A 15,129-nucleotide genomic window follows, 5' to 3' on the forward strand; every position below is an offset into this window, starting at 1 on the left:
CAGTGCCTAAACGGTCCCGGAACTGACCTTTCTCTGCGCGGACAGGCCGATCATTGACCACACGAGGAGTGCCGCGGCTGCAAGGGGTGCGATGAAGGCGGCCATCATCACCAAATTCAGTCCGATAATGGAACCGGCGAGACCGAGCACCGCCGTCACGCCAATGCGCACCGGCGCGCTCCGAGGACGAGACGAAAGGTAGCGCCACCGCGAAGCCCATCAGCGTTGCTGCAGCAAGGATCAGCGGCCACTGCGTGGGATTCCCGGCCCCGAGAAGCTGCGCGATCGCAACCACGATCAGACTTGCGCAACAAAGGAGGGCCGACCAGCGCATGACGCTGCCAAACCGCGGCGTAAGGACCATCGCGCCTGCGAGGGACACAGGGATGGCGGCCAGTGCACCGCCAGCTAAACCAAGGTTCATGGCGTGGGTGGAATCAGTGATCATTGGTGCCCAATTGCTCCCGGTAAGGGCAAACACTGCGCAGCCAAGTCCCACTATCAAGGTCACTAGCGACGCTGCGCCGGCTGCGGCGCCCCTCCACCGGCTCCAAACCGGCGCCCGTGTCGGCGGGGACGGCTGCACCGTTGCCCGAACAGTCTGACGCATTGCTGACGGGCGCTTGGGTCTGCCGAGCCGCAGCGCTACGACAAGCAGGACGGCAGCACCAAGTGTGCCGAGCATCGGTGCCATCAGTGTCAGAGCGCCGAGGATCAGCGCGACAGGTACTGCCAGGACAATACTTTGCACCAGGCGGAGGGGCAGGGAGCGACGTTTCTCCGTCATCGAGCTGACCGGTGCAACGAGAGCGATCGTGCCGGCACTCCAGGCGAGGATGAGAAATACAAGCGTCGAGGATCCAAACCAGCTGCGCCCCGCACCGGCATCGGCTTCCTCGAAACCGACTGCCCAGCTCGCTGCAGTCAGGGCCGCGAATCCGCATGCCGGGAGAGCGCCGGCCGCGGTGGAAAAGGCCGCAGGGGCCGAAAGCCGCCCGGCCTGGTGGGGCCTGGTCCTCATCCTGTGGGCCATGGTTCTCGCCGGACTCGGTGTCGGAGCCGCAACGTTGTCCGGCCCTGTGTCCAATTCAGTTTCGATTCCGGGTACTGAGTCGCAGCGTGCGTTGGACTTGCTGTCTTCGCGGACGGGGGCCAACGCGGACTCGGCTATAGCAAGGGTGGTATTTGCCGCCGCCGACGGCACCACCTTGGCCACACCGTCAGCGAAGGAGGCAGTCCAGACAGCCGTGAAGAACCTCTCAGAGCTTCCTAATGTCAGGGCGGTGGCAGATCCCTTCGTTTCCCGCACGGTTTCAGCTGACGGGCGCACGGCGTTCGCCATGGGGCGCGGGTGGTCACTGCCGCGGCCCTGATCATGGTTGGCGTTTTCGCCGGGTTCATCACGGCAACCGAGCCCGTGGTCAAGTCCATCGGCTTCGCCCTTGCCGTTGGAGTATTCGCGGACGCGTTCCTGATCCGGATGACCCTGGTCCCTGCCCTCATGTCCCTGCTCGGCAACAGAGCGTACTGGCTGCCCCGATGGCTCCAGCGTGTTCTGCCCGACCTCGACGTGGACGGCAGCAACCTGACCAAATCACTTGATACGACTCCAGAGACCCCCGCCCCGGTCGGGAAAACAGAAGAAAAGAACCGCGAAACCGCGACATTGCAGAGCTGATATCTGCGTCCAGATAGGATTTGCTCTCACACCGGTGGGCCGTCTGGCTCGGTACCAAAACAAGTGACGCGATCAAGTTCGCCGGTCCGATCGACTGGGGCGACCTCGCTCTGGACAGCTGGCCGCTACCGGCCGATGATTTCTTACAAGAGCGACAGCTCACGACACGCTAATTTGGAGGCACCCCAAAGCAAGGAGAGCCCCGTGGGCAAGGTGGTCATGTACAGCTCGGTGTCGGTGGACGGCTTCATCGCAGATGAGCACGACCAGCCGGGACCGCTGTTCGACTGGTTGTCCAGCGGTGACGTGCCGTTGGACGAGAGCGGCGAGTTGAAGGTGTCGCAGACGTCCTACGACTACACCCGGCCGTACTGGGACCAGATCGGGACGACAATCGCCGGCCGCCACGTCTTCGACCTGACCGACGGCTGGGACGGGAAGCCTCCGAGCGGGATCGACCACGTGGTCGTCGTGACGCACCGCCCGCAGCCCGAGGGCTGGGACCCCGAGGCGCCGTTTCACTTCATCGACGGCGTCGAGGCAGCCATGGCCAAGGCGCAGGAGCTTGCGGGTGACCGCATCGTCGAGGTCGCCGCTGGCGACGTCGGTGGCCAGATGCTTGCCGCGGGCCTGGTCGACGAGGTGCGGATGGACGTCGTACCCGTCGTGTTCGGGTCCGGCAAGCGCTACTTCGGGTCGGTCCACGCACAGCACCTGTTGGAGGATCCCGACGTGGTGATTCAGGGCAACCGGGTACTTCACCTGCGCTATCGGGTGCGCCGTTGACCAATCTGAGCGGGTACATGGACAGGGGCGCGGGTCGAGCCCAGACGCAACTGCATGGCCTCGTAACTGAGATCCAGGGCGCCCACATCGGGGTGGTGGAATAGCTTCTTGCCCGCGACGGGATGCGCCCTGATTCAGCGCGGAGCAAGGCGACAATTTGCTCCGACGAATCGTTCCACTCGCGATAGGCCACCCTGGCTCGGGGATCGAGGAAGAGGAATCGGGCGAAGGTCAGCGCCCTTGCTGCGGCGGGTTAGAAGTTGTGGTGTTCCTGGGCGTGAGCGGTGTCAATGGGGCCGGTCTTTTCACCGGCTGTGAGCAGCCGCAGTTCGATGATGTCTTCGGCCAGGCCGGCGTCAGCCGCCGGCTGGTCGAGTCCAAAAGCTGAATTGTCACCAGCACTACCCCTTGACGCGGAGTAGACTCGCCGAATCGATCAAGAGTGGGGGACTCAAAGGATGTCAGCAGCAGCTTCACCGGCGGCGGCCGGTTACAACCGTATGGCTATCCTGTCCCTGGCTTGTGCCGCGGTTGCCGTAGCCGGATTCATCTTCGGAGGGTTCAGCGTCCTGGCGGTCTTCGCCGTCGGAGCGGGTCATGTTGCCCTCAACCAGATCAATCGCGACGGCGGCCAAGGCAGCCAGCTCGCACGGGCGTCCCTCGCCATCGGCTATGCCATCGCAATCTTCGGGCTACTCATCACAGTCATGTCTGTACTGGGCCTCTACACCTAGGAGCTGATGTAATTCGGGGCTGGTGTCCCTGGGTGTCCAACCTCGAGCTCCAAAGTGCTGCGCCCGCGCCAGCGTCAACGCGGCCAGCGGCGCGCCGGCAGGGAAATGAAGGGCCCACTGGGAACCCTCTAACAACCGGTGCCCTCGGGGGCCGCTCCCTTGGCCGGCCAGGAGCGGTCAGACTCCGTCGTAGGCGGCCTGGAGTTCGGCGATTTCAAGCTTCCGCATCCCCAGCATCGCCTCCATGGCCCGCTGCGCGCCCTCAGGATCCGGACCTCCCAGCAGTTGACTGAGGACCGACGGCACAACCTGCCACGAAACCCCGAACTTGTCCTTCAGCCAGCCGCACTGGCTCTCCGAGCCGCCCGCGGTCAGCGCCGACCAGTAGCGGTCCACCTCTTCCTGCGAGGAGCAGTCGATCACGAAGGAAACAGCCTCGCTGAACGTGAATGCCGGTCCCCCGTTGAGCGCCAGGAACTCCCGGCCTTCAATCTCGAATTCAACCGTCATGACCTGTCCCGCAGGCCCGGGGCCGTCGTCGCCGTAGCGTGCCGTGCTGAGAATTCTGGACCCGTCAAAAACCGAGACGTAAAAGTCCGCGGCTTCCTCGGCCTGGGTGTCGAACCACAGGCAGGTGGTGATCTTTTGACTCACGTTGATCCCTCGTCTCACTGGCTGCGCCGGAAAGGATTCCCGACGGCGGTCCTTCGGTTGCGCTTGCGAGCCTAGCCGCGCGTGATTCCCGGCACAATGCCACGGCCGCAGCATCCTGCGATACGCCGCGGCTGCAGTCCGGCCGGACCGGCAACCGGGTCTGGTTATCATCGAGTATGTCCGTTCCTGAAGCCCTCCTCCAGTTCGCCGTGGTCGCTGCCCTGCTGACCATAATTCCCGGGCTCGACACCGTGCTGGTTCTCCGCACGGCGATCAGCCGGGGCCGCGGTCCTGCTTTTGCAACGGCGGCGGGAATCTGCACCGGCACGGTGGCTTGGGGCGTTGCCGCCGCGCTGGGTGCGTCCGCGCTCCTGGCTACTTCAGAGACGGCCTTCACGGTGCTGAAGATTGCCGGCGCCTGCTACATGGCATGGCTCGGCATCTCGATGCTCATCAGGACTTTCAGGAACAGACCTGCGGCGCCCACGGAACTGCCGCAAGCAACCGGCAATGCAGGGGCGCCCTACCTGACGGGCGTGACCACGAGCCTGCTGAACCCCAAAGTGGGCGTCTTCTACATGGCCATGATCCCCCAGTTCCTGCCGCAGGACGTCCCGCCCCTCCTGATGGGGGTCCTGCTGCCCCTGGTGCACAACGTGGAAGGCATGCTCTGGTTCGCGGGCATCATTGCAGCCACCCACTACGCTCGGCGGTGGCTGCAGTCCCCGGCGGTGGGCAAATCAACGGACCGCATTGCCGGCGTCGTACTTGTGGCCTTTGCCGCGAAGATTGCGGCAAGCAAAGCCTGACAGCTATTGCGGCAACTGGCTGACCAAACCCACGGTGTTGCCCTCGCTGTCACGGATGAATGCCATCCATTCGTCTGTCCCGGCCGGGCCCAGGCGGTCATTTGCGTGGCTGAAGATGACCTGCGGTTCGGCCACGATCTCCACTCCCCTGCCCCGGAGCTCGGCCACGGACTCCCTGACGTCGGGAACCGCGAGGTAGACCAGGGATGACGGCGCCCCGGACTCGAGCAGCAGCCGCACGCCGTCGAGGTCGAAGAACAGGAGTCCGGGCGGGTCGAACACAGCCCTGGCTTCGGCGCCGAGCAGGGCGGCATAGAACACTGCCGCCCGCTGAAGGTCGCTGGCATGTTGCGCAATCTGGACAAGTCTCATGCTGCCCTCCGGGATGTGGCGGCGGAACACGAAGCGCCGGGAAACGGCTCCGGTCACAGTGTACGGCGGTCGCCGGAAACCGCGTCGGATGGTGGCAGCAGGCTGCGTGGTCAGATCGTGACAGCGAAAATCCTTGACTACTCTGGAGGCATGCCTTCACGCACCGATACCGCCCCCGTCCGCGCAGCCGCCAGGAGCTCCGTGGCCATTGCCGCCCTCGCCGATGCAGCGCTGATCCTGGTTTTCGCCGCCATCGGCCGGGACGCCCACCAGCGCGGGGATGTGATTGCCGGCGTACTCCTGACGGCCTGGCCGTTCCTGGCGGGTGCGGCCATAGCCTGGCTTGGGTTGCGCGTCTGGCGGGCGCCGTTGCGCGTCTGGCCTGCAGGCGTCTGCGTGTGGATTGGAGCCGTAGCTCTGGGCATGGCGCTCCGGGCCGCGACCGGCCAGACGGTTGTCCTGCCGTTCATCATCGTGGCGTTGCTCAGCCTGGGTGTTTTCCTCCTGGGCTACCGGCTCATCGTCGCCGGATTCCGGCGGCTGGCGGGGCGCCGGCAGCGCCGCTGAAGCATCCCTGATGTACTAGGCTGGCAACACACAGCAACGCCTGCGTTTTCCGCAACGGCGCACCCGATCCGAAAGGTCAAGAGTGATCACCGCATTCGTCCTGATCAAGACAGACGCCTCGCGCATACCGGAGACGGCAGAGGAAATTTCGGCGATTCCTGGCATCAGCGAGGTTTACTCGGTGACCGGGGAATGGGACCTGATCGCCGTTGCGCGGGTGGCGAAGCACGACGAACTCGCGGACGTCATCGCGGACAAGCTGTCCAAGGTCCCTGCTGTTGTGCACACCACCACGCACATCGCATTCCGTGCCTACTCCCAGCACGACCTGGATGCGGCCTTCGCCCTCGGCTTCGAACAGTAAGCCCGGCCCGAGTGGCCTAGCCCTGGGTCAGAGCCACCCATTTTTCCAGCACGGCCGCTGCGGCGCCGGAGTCAATGGCCTCTTCGGCGCGTTTCAGCGCAGCTGCCATGCGGTCCGTCAACGGACCCTCGGCCCGGACATCGAACGCCACCAATCCCGCAGCGGCGTTCAGCAGGACGGCGTCCCGCGCCGGTCCCGGGCTGCCGGCCAGGACATCACGGACGACGGCGGCATTGGCTGCGGCGTCCCCGCCGCGAAGTTCCTCCACTGTTGCCGGACGAATGCCCAGCGCCTGCGGGTCAAAGCTCTGTTCCCTTACTTCGCCGTCCCTGATCTCCCAGACGGTGGATGGCCCGGTGGTGGTCAGCTCGTCCAGTCCGTCGCTTCCCCTGAAGACCAGTCCGCGGCTTCCACGCTTGGCCAGTACTCCGGCAACCAGCGGCGCCATCCGTGCGTTGGCCACACCAACTGCGGACGCCTGCACGCGGGCCGGGTTGGTCAGCGGGCCAAGGAAGTTGAACGCCGTAGGGATGGCAAGTTCCCGGCGAGGCACGGCGGTGTGCCGGAAGGACGGGTGGAATACCTGCGCGAAGCAGAAGGTGATTCCGGCCTCTTCGGCGTTACGGGCCACGCGATCGATAGTGAGATCCAGCCGGACCCCCAGGGCCTCCAGGACGTCCGCTGAGCCCGATGAAGACGACGAGGCGCGGTTGCCGTGCTTGACCACCTTAGCGCCGGCTCCCGCACAGACGAGCGCCGCCATGGTGGAGATGTTGACCGTGTTGAGCTGGTCACCCCCGGTGCCCACAATGTCCAGCTTCTCCCCGCCGATGTCGATGGGGTTTGCGTGCGCCAGCATCGCCTCGACAAGGCCCGCAATCTCATCCACCGTCTCGCCCTTGGCACGCAGCGCTACAAGGAATCCGGCGATCTGGGCGGGCGTGGCTTCACCGGACATAATCGTGTCCATCGCCCACTCCGTGTTGTCAGCCGTAAGGTCCGAGCCGTTGATCAGAGCGGAGATGAGCCGCGGCCAGGTGTTGCCGGCCGGCTGTGCTGATGCCTGTGAAGTCACCTCCTGATGCTATCGAGGCACCCGCCCCGATGACCAATATGAACCGGCTCGGGAACTTTTCCGCGCGATTTCGCGTCTTTGTAGAAAAAGTCCCCGCAAAAGGCGGTTTGCATTGGGCAGGACGAACTTTTACAGACATAATGTCTATGTGACATCTGCGACCCATGCCCCCAGTACCCCGGCGCACCCGACGCTGAACCGCCCGAATATGGTTTCCGTAGGAACCGTTGTGTGGCTGTCCAGTGAGTTGATGTTCTTCGCCGGTCTCTTCGCCATGTACTTCACACTCCGTTCGACTTCCGGACAGATGTGGGCCGAAGAGACAGCAAAGCTCAACTTCCCCTTTGCGCTCGTAAACACGATCGTCCTCGTGGCAAGTTCATTCACTTGCCAGATGGGCGTCTTCGCCGCTGAGCGGCTCCAGCCGCGCCGCACCGGCGGTCCCCTTGCCTTTACGCGTTGGGGGATGAACGAATGGTTCACCCTGACGTTCGTCATGGGTGCCTTCTTCGTTGCCGGCCAGGCAACTGAATACGCCATGCTCGTTTCGGAGCATGTGTCGCTGTCGTCGAACGCGTACGGCTCGGCCTTCTACATGACCACCGGCTTCCACGGCCTGCACGTCATCGGCGGCCTGATCGCCTTCCTCTTCATCATCGGCCGTTCGTTCGCCGCCAAGAAGTTTGGTCACTTCGAAGCCACGTCCGCGATTGTCACCTCTTACTACTGGCACTTCGTCGACGTCGTGTGGATCGGCCTCTTCCTGGTCATCTACGTCCTCAGGTAGCCCTGACTTGACTCTTTTTCTACAAGAGGCAGAATTTCAAGAAGCGGCTCCCGGAGCCGACGCACGATCGAAAAAAGGAACCACCACGTGAAGGCACTCTCGCAGAAGCGACGTCACCCACTGGCAGCCATTGCGCTGTTGCTGATGGGCCTCCTCCTCACTGGTGGGCTGTACGCCGTTGCCACCACCGTCAACGAGGCAAAGGCTTCCACCACCAGCTTCAGTGCGAACGACACTGAAGAGGGCGAGAAGCTTTTCGCCGCCAACTGCGCCACCTGCCACGGCATGGGCGCGAGCGGAACCCAGGACGGACCCTCACTTGTAGGCGTCGGTGCTGCCGCCGTTGACTTCCAGGTAGGCACCGGGCGCATGCCCATGCAGATGAATGGCCCGCAGGCTTACAAGAAGCCCGCTCAGTTCAACGACGAACAGACCCACCAGCTGTCCGCTTACGTCGCTTCGCTCGGGCCCGGCCCGTCCCTCCCCGAAGAGCACCTTCTGGACGCCCAGGGCAACGCCGCAGAAGGCGGCGAGCTCTTCCGCGTGAACTGCGCCATGTGCCACAACGCAGCAGCAGCCGGCGGCGCACTGACGCGGGGCAAGTTCGCTCCGGCCCTCGCGGATGTCTCTGAAAAGCACATCTACGAAGCCATGGTCACCGGACCGCAGAACATGCCCGTCTTCAGCGACGCCAACGTCTCCCCCGAAGGCAAGCGCGACATCATCACCTTCCTGAAGCAGATCGAAGCCAACGGATCACCCGGTGGAGCCGATCTCGGCGCACTGGGCCCGGTCTCCGAAGGCCTGTTTGTCTGGATCGCCGGCCTGGGCGTCATTATCGCCTTCACGATTTGGCTCACCTCCCGGACGTCCTAGCACCGTCCGCAACTGTAAGAACTCCTGCTGACGAGTCAGCAGTATGGAATTGAAAACTAACCCGGCACTGGCCGGGACGAGAGAAGGATGAGGCGAATTATGGGCAACCATAGTGACGGCAGTCCGAACCACTCGGGCACCGTAGCTACGGCTGGTCAGAATGAGGTGGAGAAGTTCCAGGATCCTGGAATTCCCCCGCATCGTTTGCGCCTGGCTGACACGGACCCGAAGGCCGCAAAGCGCGCAGAACGGCAGGTAGCCGTTCTGTTCGGCAGCTCCGTTGTGGGCACCGTGATCTTCCTGGTGGCGTACTTCGCCATCGATCTTGGACCTGACTCCACGATCGCCACCATCCGGCTGCAGAATGCACTGCTGGGCATCGGCACCGCCTTTGCCATGCTCGGCATCGGCACCGGCATCGTCCACTGGGCCAAGGCCCTGATGCCGGACCACGAAGTTTCGGAAGAGCGCCACGCCGTCCGCACCGAGGACGACCGCCAGGCGGCAGTCCGCATCGTTGACGACATTGTCGAGGAAACCGGCATCAAGCGCCGGCCGCTGATCCGCAATACCCTTCTCGGCGCCGTCGCCCTGGCACCCCTGCCGGCCCTGGCCGTCTTCGGTGACCTCGGTCCCCGCCCGGACGACAAGCTGGCCCACACCATGTGGGCCCCGCAGGAGGGCAAGCTCAAGCGCCTCACCCGCGACCCCGATGGCACGCCCATCAAGGCTTCGGACGTGACCATCGGTTCGGCTTTCCACGTGATTCCGGAAGGCCTGAACGAACTCCACGAAGGCAAGCTGAACGAAAAGGCCAAGGCCGTCGTCCTGCTCATGCGCCTGAACCCCGAGTCCCTCAAGCCCTCCGCGGGCCGCGAGGACTGGAGCTACAACGGCATCGTTGCCTACTCCAAGATCTGCACCCACGTTGGTTGCCCTGTTGCCCTGTACGAGCAGCAGACCCACCACCTGCTGTGCCCGTGCCACCAGTCGACCTTTGACCTGACCCAGGAATGCAAGGTTATCTTTGGCCCGGCCAGCCGGCCTCTCCCCCAGCTGCCCATCGCAGTTGACGCCGAGGGCTACCTGGTCGCTACCAGCGACTTCAAAGAACCCGTAGGACCGAGTTACTGGGAGCGTGATGAGCATGAGCGCACATTCAACAGCTAATGCCCCCGCCTTCGTCGCCAAAACCAAAGGCGGCCGCATTACCGACTTCGTTGACCAGCGTGTTGGCGGTTCCGGCATGCTCCGCGAGTTCGGCCGGAAGGTCTTCCCGGATCACTGGTCCTTCATGTTCGGCGAAGTTGCCCTGTACTCCTTCGTCATCCTGCTGCTCTCGGGCACGTTCCTGACGTTCTTCTTTGATCCGTCCATGGCGGAGACGCACTACGACGGCTCCTACACGCCGCTCAAGAACGTCGAAATGTCCGTCGCTTACAGCTCCTCGCTGGACATCTCCTTTGACGTCCGCGGCGGTCTGTTCATGCGCCAGGTGCATCACTGGGCCGCGCTGCTCTTCGTCGCTTCGGTCTCCGTGCACATGCTGCGTGTGTTCTTCACCGGCGCATTCCGCAAGCCCCGCGAGCTGAACTGGGTGGTGGGCGGTGTACTGCTCATCCTCTCCATGGCCGCAGGCTTCACCGGCTACTCACTCCCCGATGACCTGCTCTCCGGCAACGGCCTGCGCATCATCGACGGCGTCATCAAGTCGATCCCCGTCATCGGTACCTACATCTCGTTCTTCCTCTTCGGCGGCGAGTTCCCGGGCACCGTGATCATCGGCCGCCTCTACATGCTGCACATCCTCCTGGTGCCGGCACTGATCCTGCTGATGATCGTGATCCACCTCTTTATGGTGGTCGTGCACAAGCACACCCAGTACCCCGGCCCGGGACGCAACGACGGCAACGTCGTCGGCTACCCCCTCGGCCCGGTTTACGCGGCCAAGGCCGGCGGATTCTTCTTCATCGTGTTCGGTGTCATCGCCCTTATGGCGGCGTTCTTCACCATCAACCCGATCTGGAACTACGGCCCCTACGACCCCTCACCGGTTTCAGCGGGCACGCAGCCTGACTGGTACATCGGCTGGGTTGACGGTGCGCTGCGCCTCATGCCGGGTGTCATCGGAGACTTCCACTTCGAGTACGTCATCTTCGGCCAGGTTCTGACTCTGAACGTGCTGCTTCCCGCCCTGGTACCTGCCGGCCTCGTGTTCACCGTGCTGTTTATGTACCCGTGGATCGAACGCTGGATCACCAAGGACGACCGCGAGCACCACGTCCTGGACCGCCCGCGCAACGCTCCCACCCGTACCGCCATCGGCATGGCCGGCTTCACGTTCTACTGCGTGATGTGGGCTGCTGCCAGCTCCGACCTCATTGCAACGCACTTCCACGTATCACTGAACGACGTGACGTACTGGCTGCGGGCGCTGTTCTTCATCGGCCCGGTCATCGCGTTCGTTGTGACCAAGCGTGTGGCCCTCGCCCTGCAGCGCAAGGACCGCGAAATTGCCCTGCACGGCCGCGAAACCGGCCGCATCGTGCGCCTGCCGCACGGTGAGTTCATCGAGGTCCACGCACCGCTGGACGACTACAAGCGCTACAAGCTGGTGGGCTTTGAGTCGCCGGTACCGCTGCCTGCAGTTCCCAACGAGCACGGCATTGTGACGCGTAAGGAAAAGCGCCGCGCGGCACTGTCCCGCTGGTTCTTCGAGGACCGCGTTGCACCCGCTTCGCCGGCCGAACTCGAGGCGGCCCATGGCCACCACGGCCAGCATGAAGCGGTCGAATCGGCCGAGGCTCAGAAGACCCTCAGCCACTAGTTCGAGCCCTACGGCAGCAATGAAAGAGGCCCCGTCCGACAGGACGGGGCCTCTTTCATTTCCTATTGGTTTCGGTAGCCGGAGGCGTAATTACGCGTAGGCCTGACGCCTGGACGCTGCAGCGGAACCCACAACTTGTAGCGGTCCGCACGGTAGTAGGACACAGAGTAGTCCACCATCGAACGGGCAACGAAGGCGTGACGCTGGATCTTGAGAAGCGGCGAACCGACGTCCACGTTCAACAGCCGGGCCGTGGACGGCGAGGCAGCGGTGGCCTCGATCATGTCCTCCCCCCATTCCATGACCAGGCCGAACCGTTCGCTCAGGACGTTGTACAGGGACGTCGGCGGTTCACCGTCGAGCAGCCCGGGAACCCGGTGTGCAGGGATGAAGTTCTCATCCACGCTCATGGGTTCATTGTCTGCCAGCAGGAGCCGCCTGAACCGCACCAGTGGCGTGCCTTCGTCGAGCTGCAGTTCACGTGCGAGGAACGCACTGGCGCTGATCTGCTCGAAACTGAGCACCTTGGCTGCCGGGACCATACCGCGGCGCTGCATTTCCTCGCTGTACGAGGTGAGCTTCACCTGCAGGTCGAGTTTTGGCTTGCGGACGAACGTTCCGAGGCCCACCACCCGTTCAATGACCTCCTCGCCTACCAGTGCGTCGATGGCCTGCCGGACTGTCATGCGGGCCAGGCCGAACCTTTCCGCGAGGTCCCTTTCGGAGGGCAGCGATGACCCCGGCGGGCAGGAAGCCGCAATGTGGGTGCGCAGAAGTTCCCTGAGCTGAACGTAGATGGGGACGCCGCTTGCACGGTCGATCTCCCCCACCATCTTGCTTGCGTCAGAGGCCGCCATGGCCATGCTCCAGATAAACTTTCATGCCTTTAAGCGTAGGGCACCGAAGCGGCAGGTCTAGACCACCCTTGCAATGGTTTCTGGGTCGGCCCACGCCGCGGCTACGCTTGTTCAGGAATGCAGTCAAGACGGCCGAGTCCCGTCGGAACAAAGGAGTCCTGTTGCCAGTGCGTAAGGCAATCGTTCAATCACCCATCGGCCTGCACGCCCGGCCGGCTGCCATCTTTGTTCGGGCTGTCACGGACTCCGGACTGCCGGTCAGGATAGGCAAGGACGGGATCCTGCCCGTCGATGCCAGGTCCCTGCTGGAGGTGATGACGGCCGATTTCTACTATGGCTGTGAAGTGGAGCTCTCCGTTGACCCGGAGGCCCTGCCTGCCCGCTACAGCGTTGAATCAGCCGAAGCTGCACTGGAAGGCCTGACCGTGCTGTTGGAGTCTGGCGCGGCCGCCTAGGCAGCTCCGGCGGGCCGCGGGGGCCCGGGCACACATCGCCGCACCCCGCGCCCGCAAACGCTCCTGCCGGCAAAGCACAAGCGGACATAGGGCAAACGACGGCGGGCCCCACCAGTTGGTGGGGCCCGCCGTCGTTAATCCGTAATGCAGTTGAGGCTAGTGGGCGTGATCGCCGCGGCTGTATTCGAAGACCCAGCCGACGAGGGCTACGGTCGCGAGTCCTGCTGCGATGTACACAATCCAGAACCCGACGGCCAGGCCGAGGAAGCCCGCCGCGCAGGAAAGGCCCAGGACCAGCGGCCACCAGCTCCAGGGGCTGAAGTGGCCCTGCTCACCGGCGCCCTCGTGGATCTCGGCGTCGTTGCGGTCTTCGGGTCGCATTCCCACGCGCTTGCCGGTGAAGCCGAGGTAAGCGCCGATCATGCCGGCAAGGCCGCCCACAAGCAGGATGCCGAGGATGCCGACCCATTCAGACCAGTTGGTCAGGAATCCGTAGACCACCGAGACCGGTACGAAGAAGAAGACTCCGGCTCCAAAAATCCATGATTCGATCTTCACTTGGCGGTGTCCTTCTGGTCGGCGTTGCCGAGCACGGCTGCTGCCGGTGCCGGTGACTCAACGGTGTGTGACTGGGCGAGCTCCGGGTGGTGGAGATCCAGGGCCGGACGCTCGGAACGGATGCGCGGCAGCGACGTGAAGTTGTGGCGCGGGGGCGGGCAGGACGTGGCCCACTCCAGCGAGGCGCCGAAGCCCCAGGGATCGTCCACCTCGACCTTTTCGGTGCTGCGCCAGGTGATGTACACGTTCCAGAAGAACGGGATCAGCGAGGCACCGAGCACGAAGGAGGAGATGGTGGAGAACTGGTTCATCCAGGTGAAGTTGTCCTGCGGCATGTAGTCAGCGTAGCGGCGGGGCATGCCCTCGACGCCGAGCCAGTGCTGGATCAGGAAGGTTCCGTGGAATCCGAGGAACAGGAGCCAGAAGTGGATCTTGCCGAGGCGCTCGTTGAGCATCTTGCCGGTCCACTTCGGCCACCAGAAGTAGAAGCCGGCGAACATGGCGAACACCACGGTGCCAAACACCACGTAGTGGAAGTGCGCCACCACGAAGTAGGAGTCCGAGACGTGGAAGTCCAGCGGCGGTGAAGCCAGGATGATGCCGGTCAGGCCGCCGAAGAGGAACGTCGCCAGGAAGCCGATGCTCCACAGCATGGGCGTCTCAAAGGTGATCGAACCCCGCCACATGGTGCCGATCCAGTTGAAGAACTTCACGCCGGTCGGTACGGCGATCAGCATGGTCATGAAGGAGAAGAACGGCAGCAGGACCGAGCCGGTCACGTACATGTGGTGCGCCCACACGGTCACGGACAGCGCCGCGATGGCGATGGTTGCGTAGACCAGGCCCTTGTAACCGAAGATCGGCTTGCGGCTGAAGACCGGGAAGATCTCCGAGACGATGCCGAAGAACGGCAGGGCGATGATGTACACCTCGGGGTGGCCGAAGAACCAGAACAGGTGCTGCCAGAGGACGGCGCCGCCGTTCTCCGGATCGAAGATGTGCGCACCGAAGCGGCGGTCGGCGCCCAGGGCGAACAGGGCTGCTGCCAGCGGCGGGAAGGCCATCAGGACCAGAATGGCGGTAACCAGCGTGTTCCAGGTGAAGATCGGCATGCGCCACATGGTCATGCCCGGGGCACGCATGCAGATGATGGTGGTGATGAAGTTGACCGCGCCGAGGATGGTGCCGAAGCCGGACAGCGCGAGGCCAAAGACCCACAGGTCACCGCCGACGCCGGGGCTGAAGGTGGTGTTCGACAGCGGAGCGTACGCGAACCATCCGAACGACGCAGCACCCTGCGGGGTGATGAAGCCGGAGACGGCGATCGTGGAGCCGAACAGGAAGAACCAGAAGGCCAGGGCGTTCAGTCGCGGGAACGCCACGTCCGGGGCGCCGATCTGCAGCGGCATGATGACGTTGGCGAACCCGGCGAACAGCGGGGTGGCGAACATCAGCAGCATAACCGTGCCGTGCATGGTGAACAGCTGGTTGTACTGCTCCTTGGTCTGCAGGATCTGCATGCCGGGCTCGAAGAGCTCGGCGCGGATCAGCAGCGCCATGACGCCGCCGAGGCAGAAGAACACGAAGGACGCGATCAGGTACATGTACCCGATGGTCTTGTGGTCCGTTGTGGTGATCCAGTTGACGACAATGCGTCCCTTGGACTTCGGTACTACGGGCGCCTCAAGGGTCCCGACAGGTGCGGATTGAGTGTAAGTAGCCACGTCGCT

General features: G+C 63.8%; 20 protein-coding genes. 13 read left to right on the forward strand and 7 right to left on the reverse strand.

Annotation, left to right across the window (positions count from 1 at the left end; all coding sequences use genetic code 11):
* Positions 1–6 precede the first annotated feature (6 nt).
* Positions 7–171 carry a hypothetical protein gene (locus J2805_RS07270; RefSeq protein WP_309971400.1) on the reverse strand — a complete coding sequence of 55 codons (165 nt, stop codon included), beginning with the start codon at positions 169–171 and terminating at the stop codon, positions 7–9.
* Between the two features lie 665 nt (positions 172–836).
* Here J2805_RS07270 and J2805_RS07275 point away from each other — a divergent pair.
* The 5 genes from J2805_RS07275 to J2805_RS07295 all read left to right on the forward strand — a co-directional run bounded on the left by J2805_RS07275 (position 837) and on the right by J2805_RS07295 (position 3,198).
* Positions 837–1,373, forward strand: coding sequence for an MMPL family transporter (locus tag J2805_RS07275; protein ID WP_309971403.1), 537 nt, complete (start codon positions 837–839; stop codon positions 1,371–1,373).
* Positions 1,352–1,678: an MMPL family transporter gene (locus tag J2805_RS07280; RefSeq protein ID WP_309971406.1), complete on the forward strand. Its 327-nt coding sequence runs from the start codon at positions 1,352–1,354 to the stop codon at positions 1,676–1,678. The genes J2805_RS07275 and J2805_RS07280 overlap by 22 nt, the downstream gene beginning before the upstream one ends.
* Positions 1,679–1,882: 204 nt before the next feature.
* The gene (locus J2805_RS07285; protein WP_309974876.1) at positions 1,883–2,464 is read left to right on the forward strand and encodes a dihydrofolate reductase family protein; all 582 of its coding nucleotides are present in this window, start codon (positions 1,883–1,885) and stop codon (positions 2,462–2,464) included.
* A gap of 157 nt (positions 2,465–2,621) precedes the next feature.
* Complete coding sequence (locus J2805_RS07290; protein ID WP_309971409.1) at positions 2,622–2,852, forward strand: hypothetical protein; 231 nt, start codon at positions 2,622–2,624, stop codon at positions 2,850–2,852.
* Between the two features lie 70 nt (positions 2,853–2,922).
* A complete protein-coding gene (locus tag J2805_RS07295; RefSeq protein ID WP_309971412.1) occupies positions 2,923–3,198 on the forward strand; it encodes a DUF4190 domain-containing protein in 276 nt (91 codons plus the stop codon).
* Positions 3,199–3,375: 177 nt separating this feature from the next.
* Here the strand turns inward: J2805_RS07295 and J2805_RS07300 are convergent, their stop codons facing one another.
* Entirely contained in the window at positions 3,376–3,852 is a 477-nt protein-coding gene (locus J2805_RS07300) for a VOC family protein (protein ID WP_309971415.1), read from the reverse strand.
* 176 nt (positions 3,853–4,028) lie between these two features.
* Here J2805_RS07300 and J2805_RS07305 point away from each other — a divergent pair, with 176 nt between their 5' ends.
* On the forward strand, positions 4,029–4,661 hold the full coding sequence (locus tag J2805_RS07305) for a LysE family translocator (protein WP_309974373.1): 633 nt from the start codon (positions 4,029–4,031) through the stop codon (positions 4,659–4,661).
* A 3-nt stretch (positions 4,662–4,664) separates the two neighbouring features.
* Here J2805_RS07305 and J2805_RS07310 read toward each other — a convergent pair whose 3' ends face one another.
* Positions 4,665–5,033, reverse strand: coding sequence for a VOC family protein (locus J2805_RS07310; protein WP_309974375.1), 369 nt, complete (start codon positions 5,031–5,033; stop codon positions 4,665–4,667).
* Positions 5,034–5,183: 150 nt separating this feature from the next.
* Between J2805_RS07310 and J2805_RS07315 the strand changes: the two genes are divergently transcribed.
* Positions 5,184–5,600, forward strand: a complete 417-nt coding sequence (locus J2805_RS07315; RefSeq protein ID WP_309974377.1) for a DUF3054 domain-containing protein — start codon at positions 5,184–5,186, stop codon at positions 5,598–5,600.
* Between the two features lie 82 nt (positions 5,601–5,682).
* Positions 5,683–5,964 (forward strand): Lrp/AsnC family transcriptional regulator, encoded by a 282-nt coding sequence (locus tag J2805_RS07320; RefSeq protein WP_028269180.1) that lies wholly within the window; start codon positions 5,683–5,685, stop codon positions 5,962–5,964.
* A gap of 16 nt (positions 5,965–5,980) precedes the next feature.
* On the opposite strand, the gene trpD is transcribed toward J2805_RS07320, so the two are convergent.
* A complete protein-coding gene (gene trpD / locus J2805_RS07325) occupies positions 5,981–7,039 on the reverse strand; it encodes an anthranilate phosphoribosyltransferase (protein WP_309974381.1) in 1,059 nt (352 codons plus the stop codon).
* 148 nt (positions 7,040–7,187) lie between these two features.
* On the opposite strand from trpD, the gene ctaE reads away from it, so the two are divergent.
* From ctaE to qcrB, 4 genes are all read left to right on the forward strand, one after another.
* Complete coding sequence (ctaE, locus tag J2805_RS07330) at positions 7,188–7,826, forward strand: aa3-type cytochrome oxidase subunit III (RefSeq protein WP_463675096.1); 639 nt, start codon at positions 7,188–7,190, stop codon at positions 7,824–7,826.
* 87 nt (positions 7,827–7,913) lie between these two features.
* On the forward strand, positions 7,914–8,702 hold the full coding sequence (gene qcrC, locus J2805_RS07335; RefSeq protein ID WP_309974387.1) for a cytochrome bc1 complex diheme cytochrome c subunit: 789 nt from the start codon (positions 7,914–7,916) through the stop codon (positions 8,700–8,702).
* Positions 8,703–8,801: 99 nt separating this feature from the next.
* Complete coding sequence (gene qcrA / locus J2805_RS07340) at positions 8,802–9,872, forward strand: cytochrome bc1 complex Rieske iron-sulfur subunit (RefSeq protein ID WP_309974390.1); 1,071 nt, start codon at positions 8,802–8,804, stop codon at positions 9,870–9,872.
* Complete coding sequence (qcrB, locus tag J2805_RS07345; RefSeq protein WP_309974393.1) at positions 9,850–11,529, forward strand: cytochrome bc1 complex cytochrome b subunit; 1,680 nt, start codon at positions 9,850–9,852, stop codon at positions 11,527–11,529. The genes qcrA and qcrB overlap by 23 nt, the downstream gene beginning before the upstream one ends.
* A gap of 62 nt (positions 11,530–11,591) precedes the next feature.
* Here qcrB and J2805_RS07350 read toward each other — a convergent pair whose 3' ends face one another.
* Positions 11,592–12,386 (reverse strand): GntR family transcriptional regulator, encoded by a 795-nt coding sequence (locus J2805_RS07350; RefSeq protein ID WP_309974397.1) that lies wholly within the window; start codon positions 12,384–12,386, stop codon positions 11,592–11,594.
* A 161-nt stretch (positions 12,387–12,547) separates the two neighbouring features.
* Here J2805_RS07350 and J2805_RS07355 point away from each other — a divergent pair, with 161 nt between their 5' ends.
* Complete coding sequence (locus tag J2805_RS07355) at positions 12,548–12,841, forward strand: HPr family phosphocarrier protein (protein WP_309974399.1); 294 nt, start codon at positions 12,548–12,550, stop codon at positions 12,839–12,841.
* A gap of 156 nt (positions 12,842–12,997) precedes the next feature.
* On the opposite strand, the gene J2805_RS07360 is transcribed toward J2805_RS07355, so the two are convergent.
* Both J2805_RS07360 and ctaD read right to left on the reverse strand, forming a co-directional pair.
* Entirely contained in the window at positions 12,998–13,399 is a 402-nt protein-coding gene (locus J2805_RS07360; protein ID WP_309974402.1) for a cytochrome c oxidase subunit 4, read from the reverse strand.
* Entirely contained in the window at positions 13,396–15,123 is a 1,728-nt protein-coding gene (gene ctaD / locus J2805_RS07365) for an aa3-type cytochrome oxidase subunit I (protein ID WP_309974405.1), read from the reverse strand. The genes J2805_RS07360 and ctaD overlap by 4 nt, the downstream gene beginning before the upstream one ends.
* Positions 15,124–15,129 lie beyond the last annotated feature (6 nt).

The organism is Arthrobacter oryzae, from assembly GCF_031454875.1.
GTDB lineage: Bacteria > Actinomycetota > Actinomycetes > Actinomycetales > Micrococcaceae > Arthrobacter > Arthrobacter oryzae_D.

Bases quoted from the DNA above. Each gene is read 5' to 3' on its own strand.
- J2805_RS07275 (WP_309971403.1), top strand. From the start codon at position 837: ATGAGAAATACAAGCGTCGAGGATCCAAACCAGCTGCGCCCCGCACCG.
- J2805_RS07295 (WP_309971412.1), top strand. From the start codon at position 2,923: ATGTCAGCAGCAGCTTCACCGGCGGCGGCCGGTTACAACCGTATGGCT.
- J2805_RS07305 (WP_309974373.1), top strand. From the start codon at position 4,029: ATGTCCGTTCCTGAAGCCCTCCTCCAGTTCGCCGTGGTCGCTGCCCTG.
- J2805_RS07310 (WP_309974375.1), bottom strand. From the start codon at position 5,033: ATGAGACTTGTCCAGATTGCGCAACATGCCAGCGACCTTCAGCGGGCG.
- J2805_RS07315 (WP_309974377.1), top strand. From the start codon at position 5,184: ATGCCTTCACGCACCGATACCGCCCCCGTCCGCGCAGCCGCCAGGAGC.
- qcrA (WP_309974390.1), top strand. From the start codon at position 8,802: ATGGGCAACCATAGTGACGGCAGTCCGAACCACTCGGGCACCGTAGCT.
- qcrB (WP_309974393.1), top strand. From the start codon at position 9,850: ATGAGCGCACATTCAACAGCTAATGCCCCCGCCTTCGTCGCCAAAACC.
- J2805_RS07350 (WP_309974397.1), bottom strand. From the start codon at position 12,386: ATGGCGGCCTCTGACGCAAGCAAGATGGTGGGGGAGATCGACCGTGCA.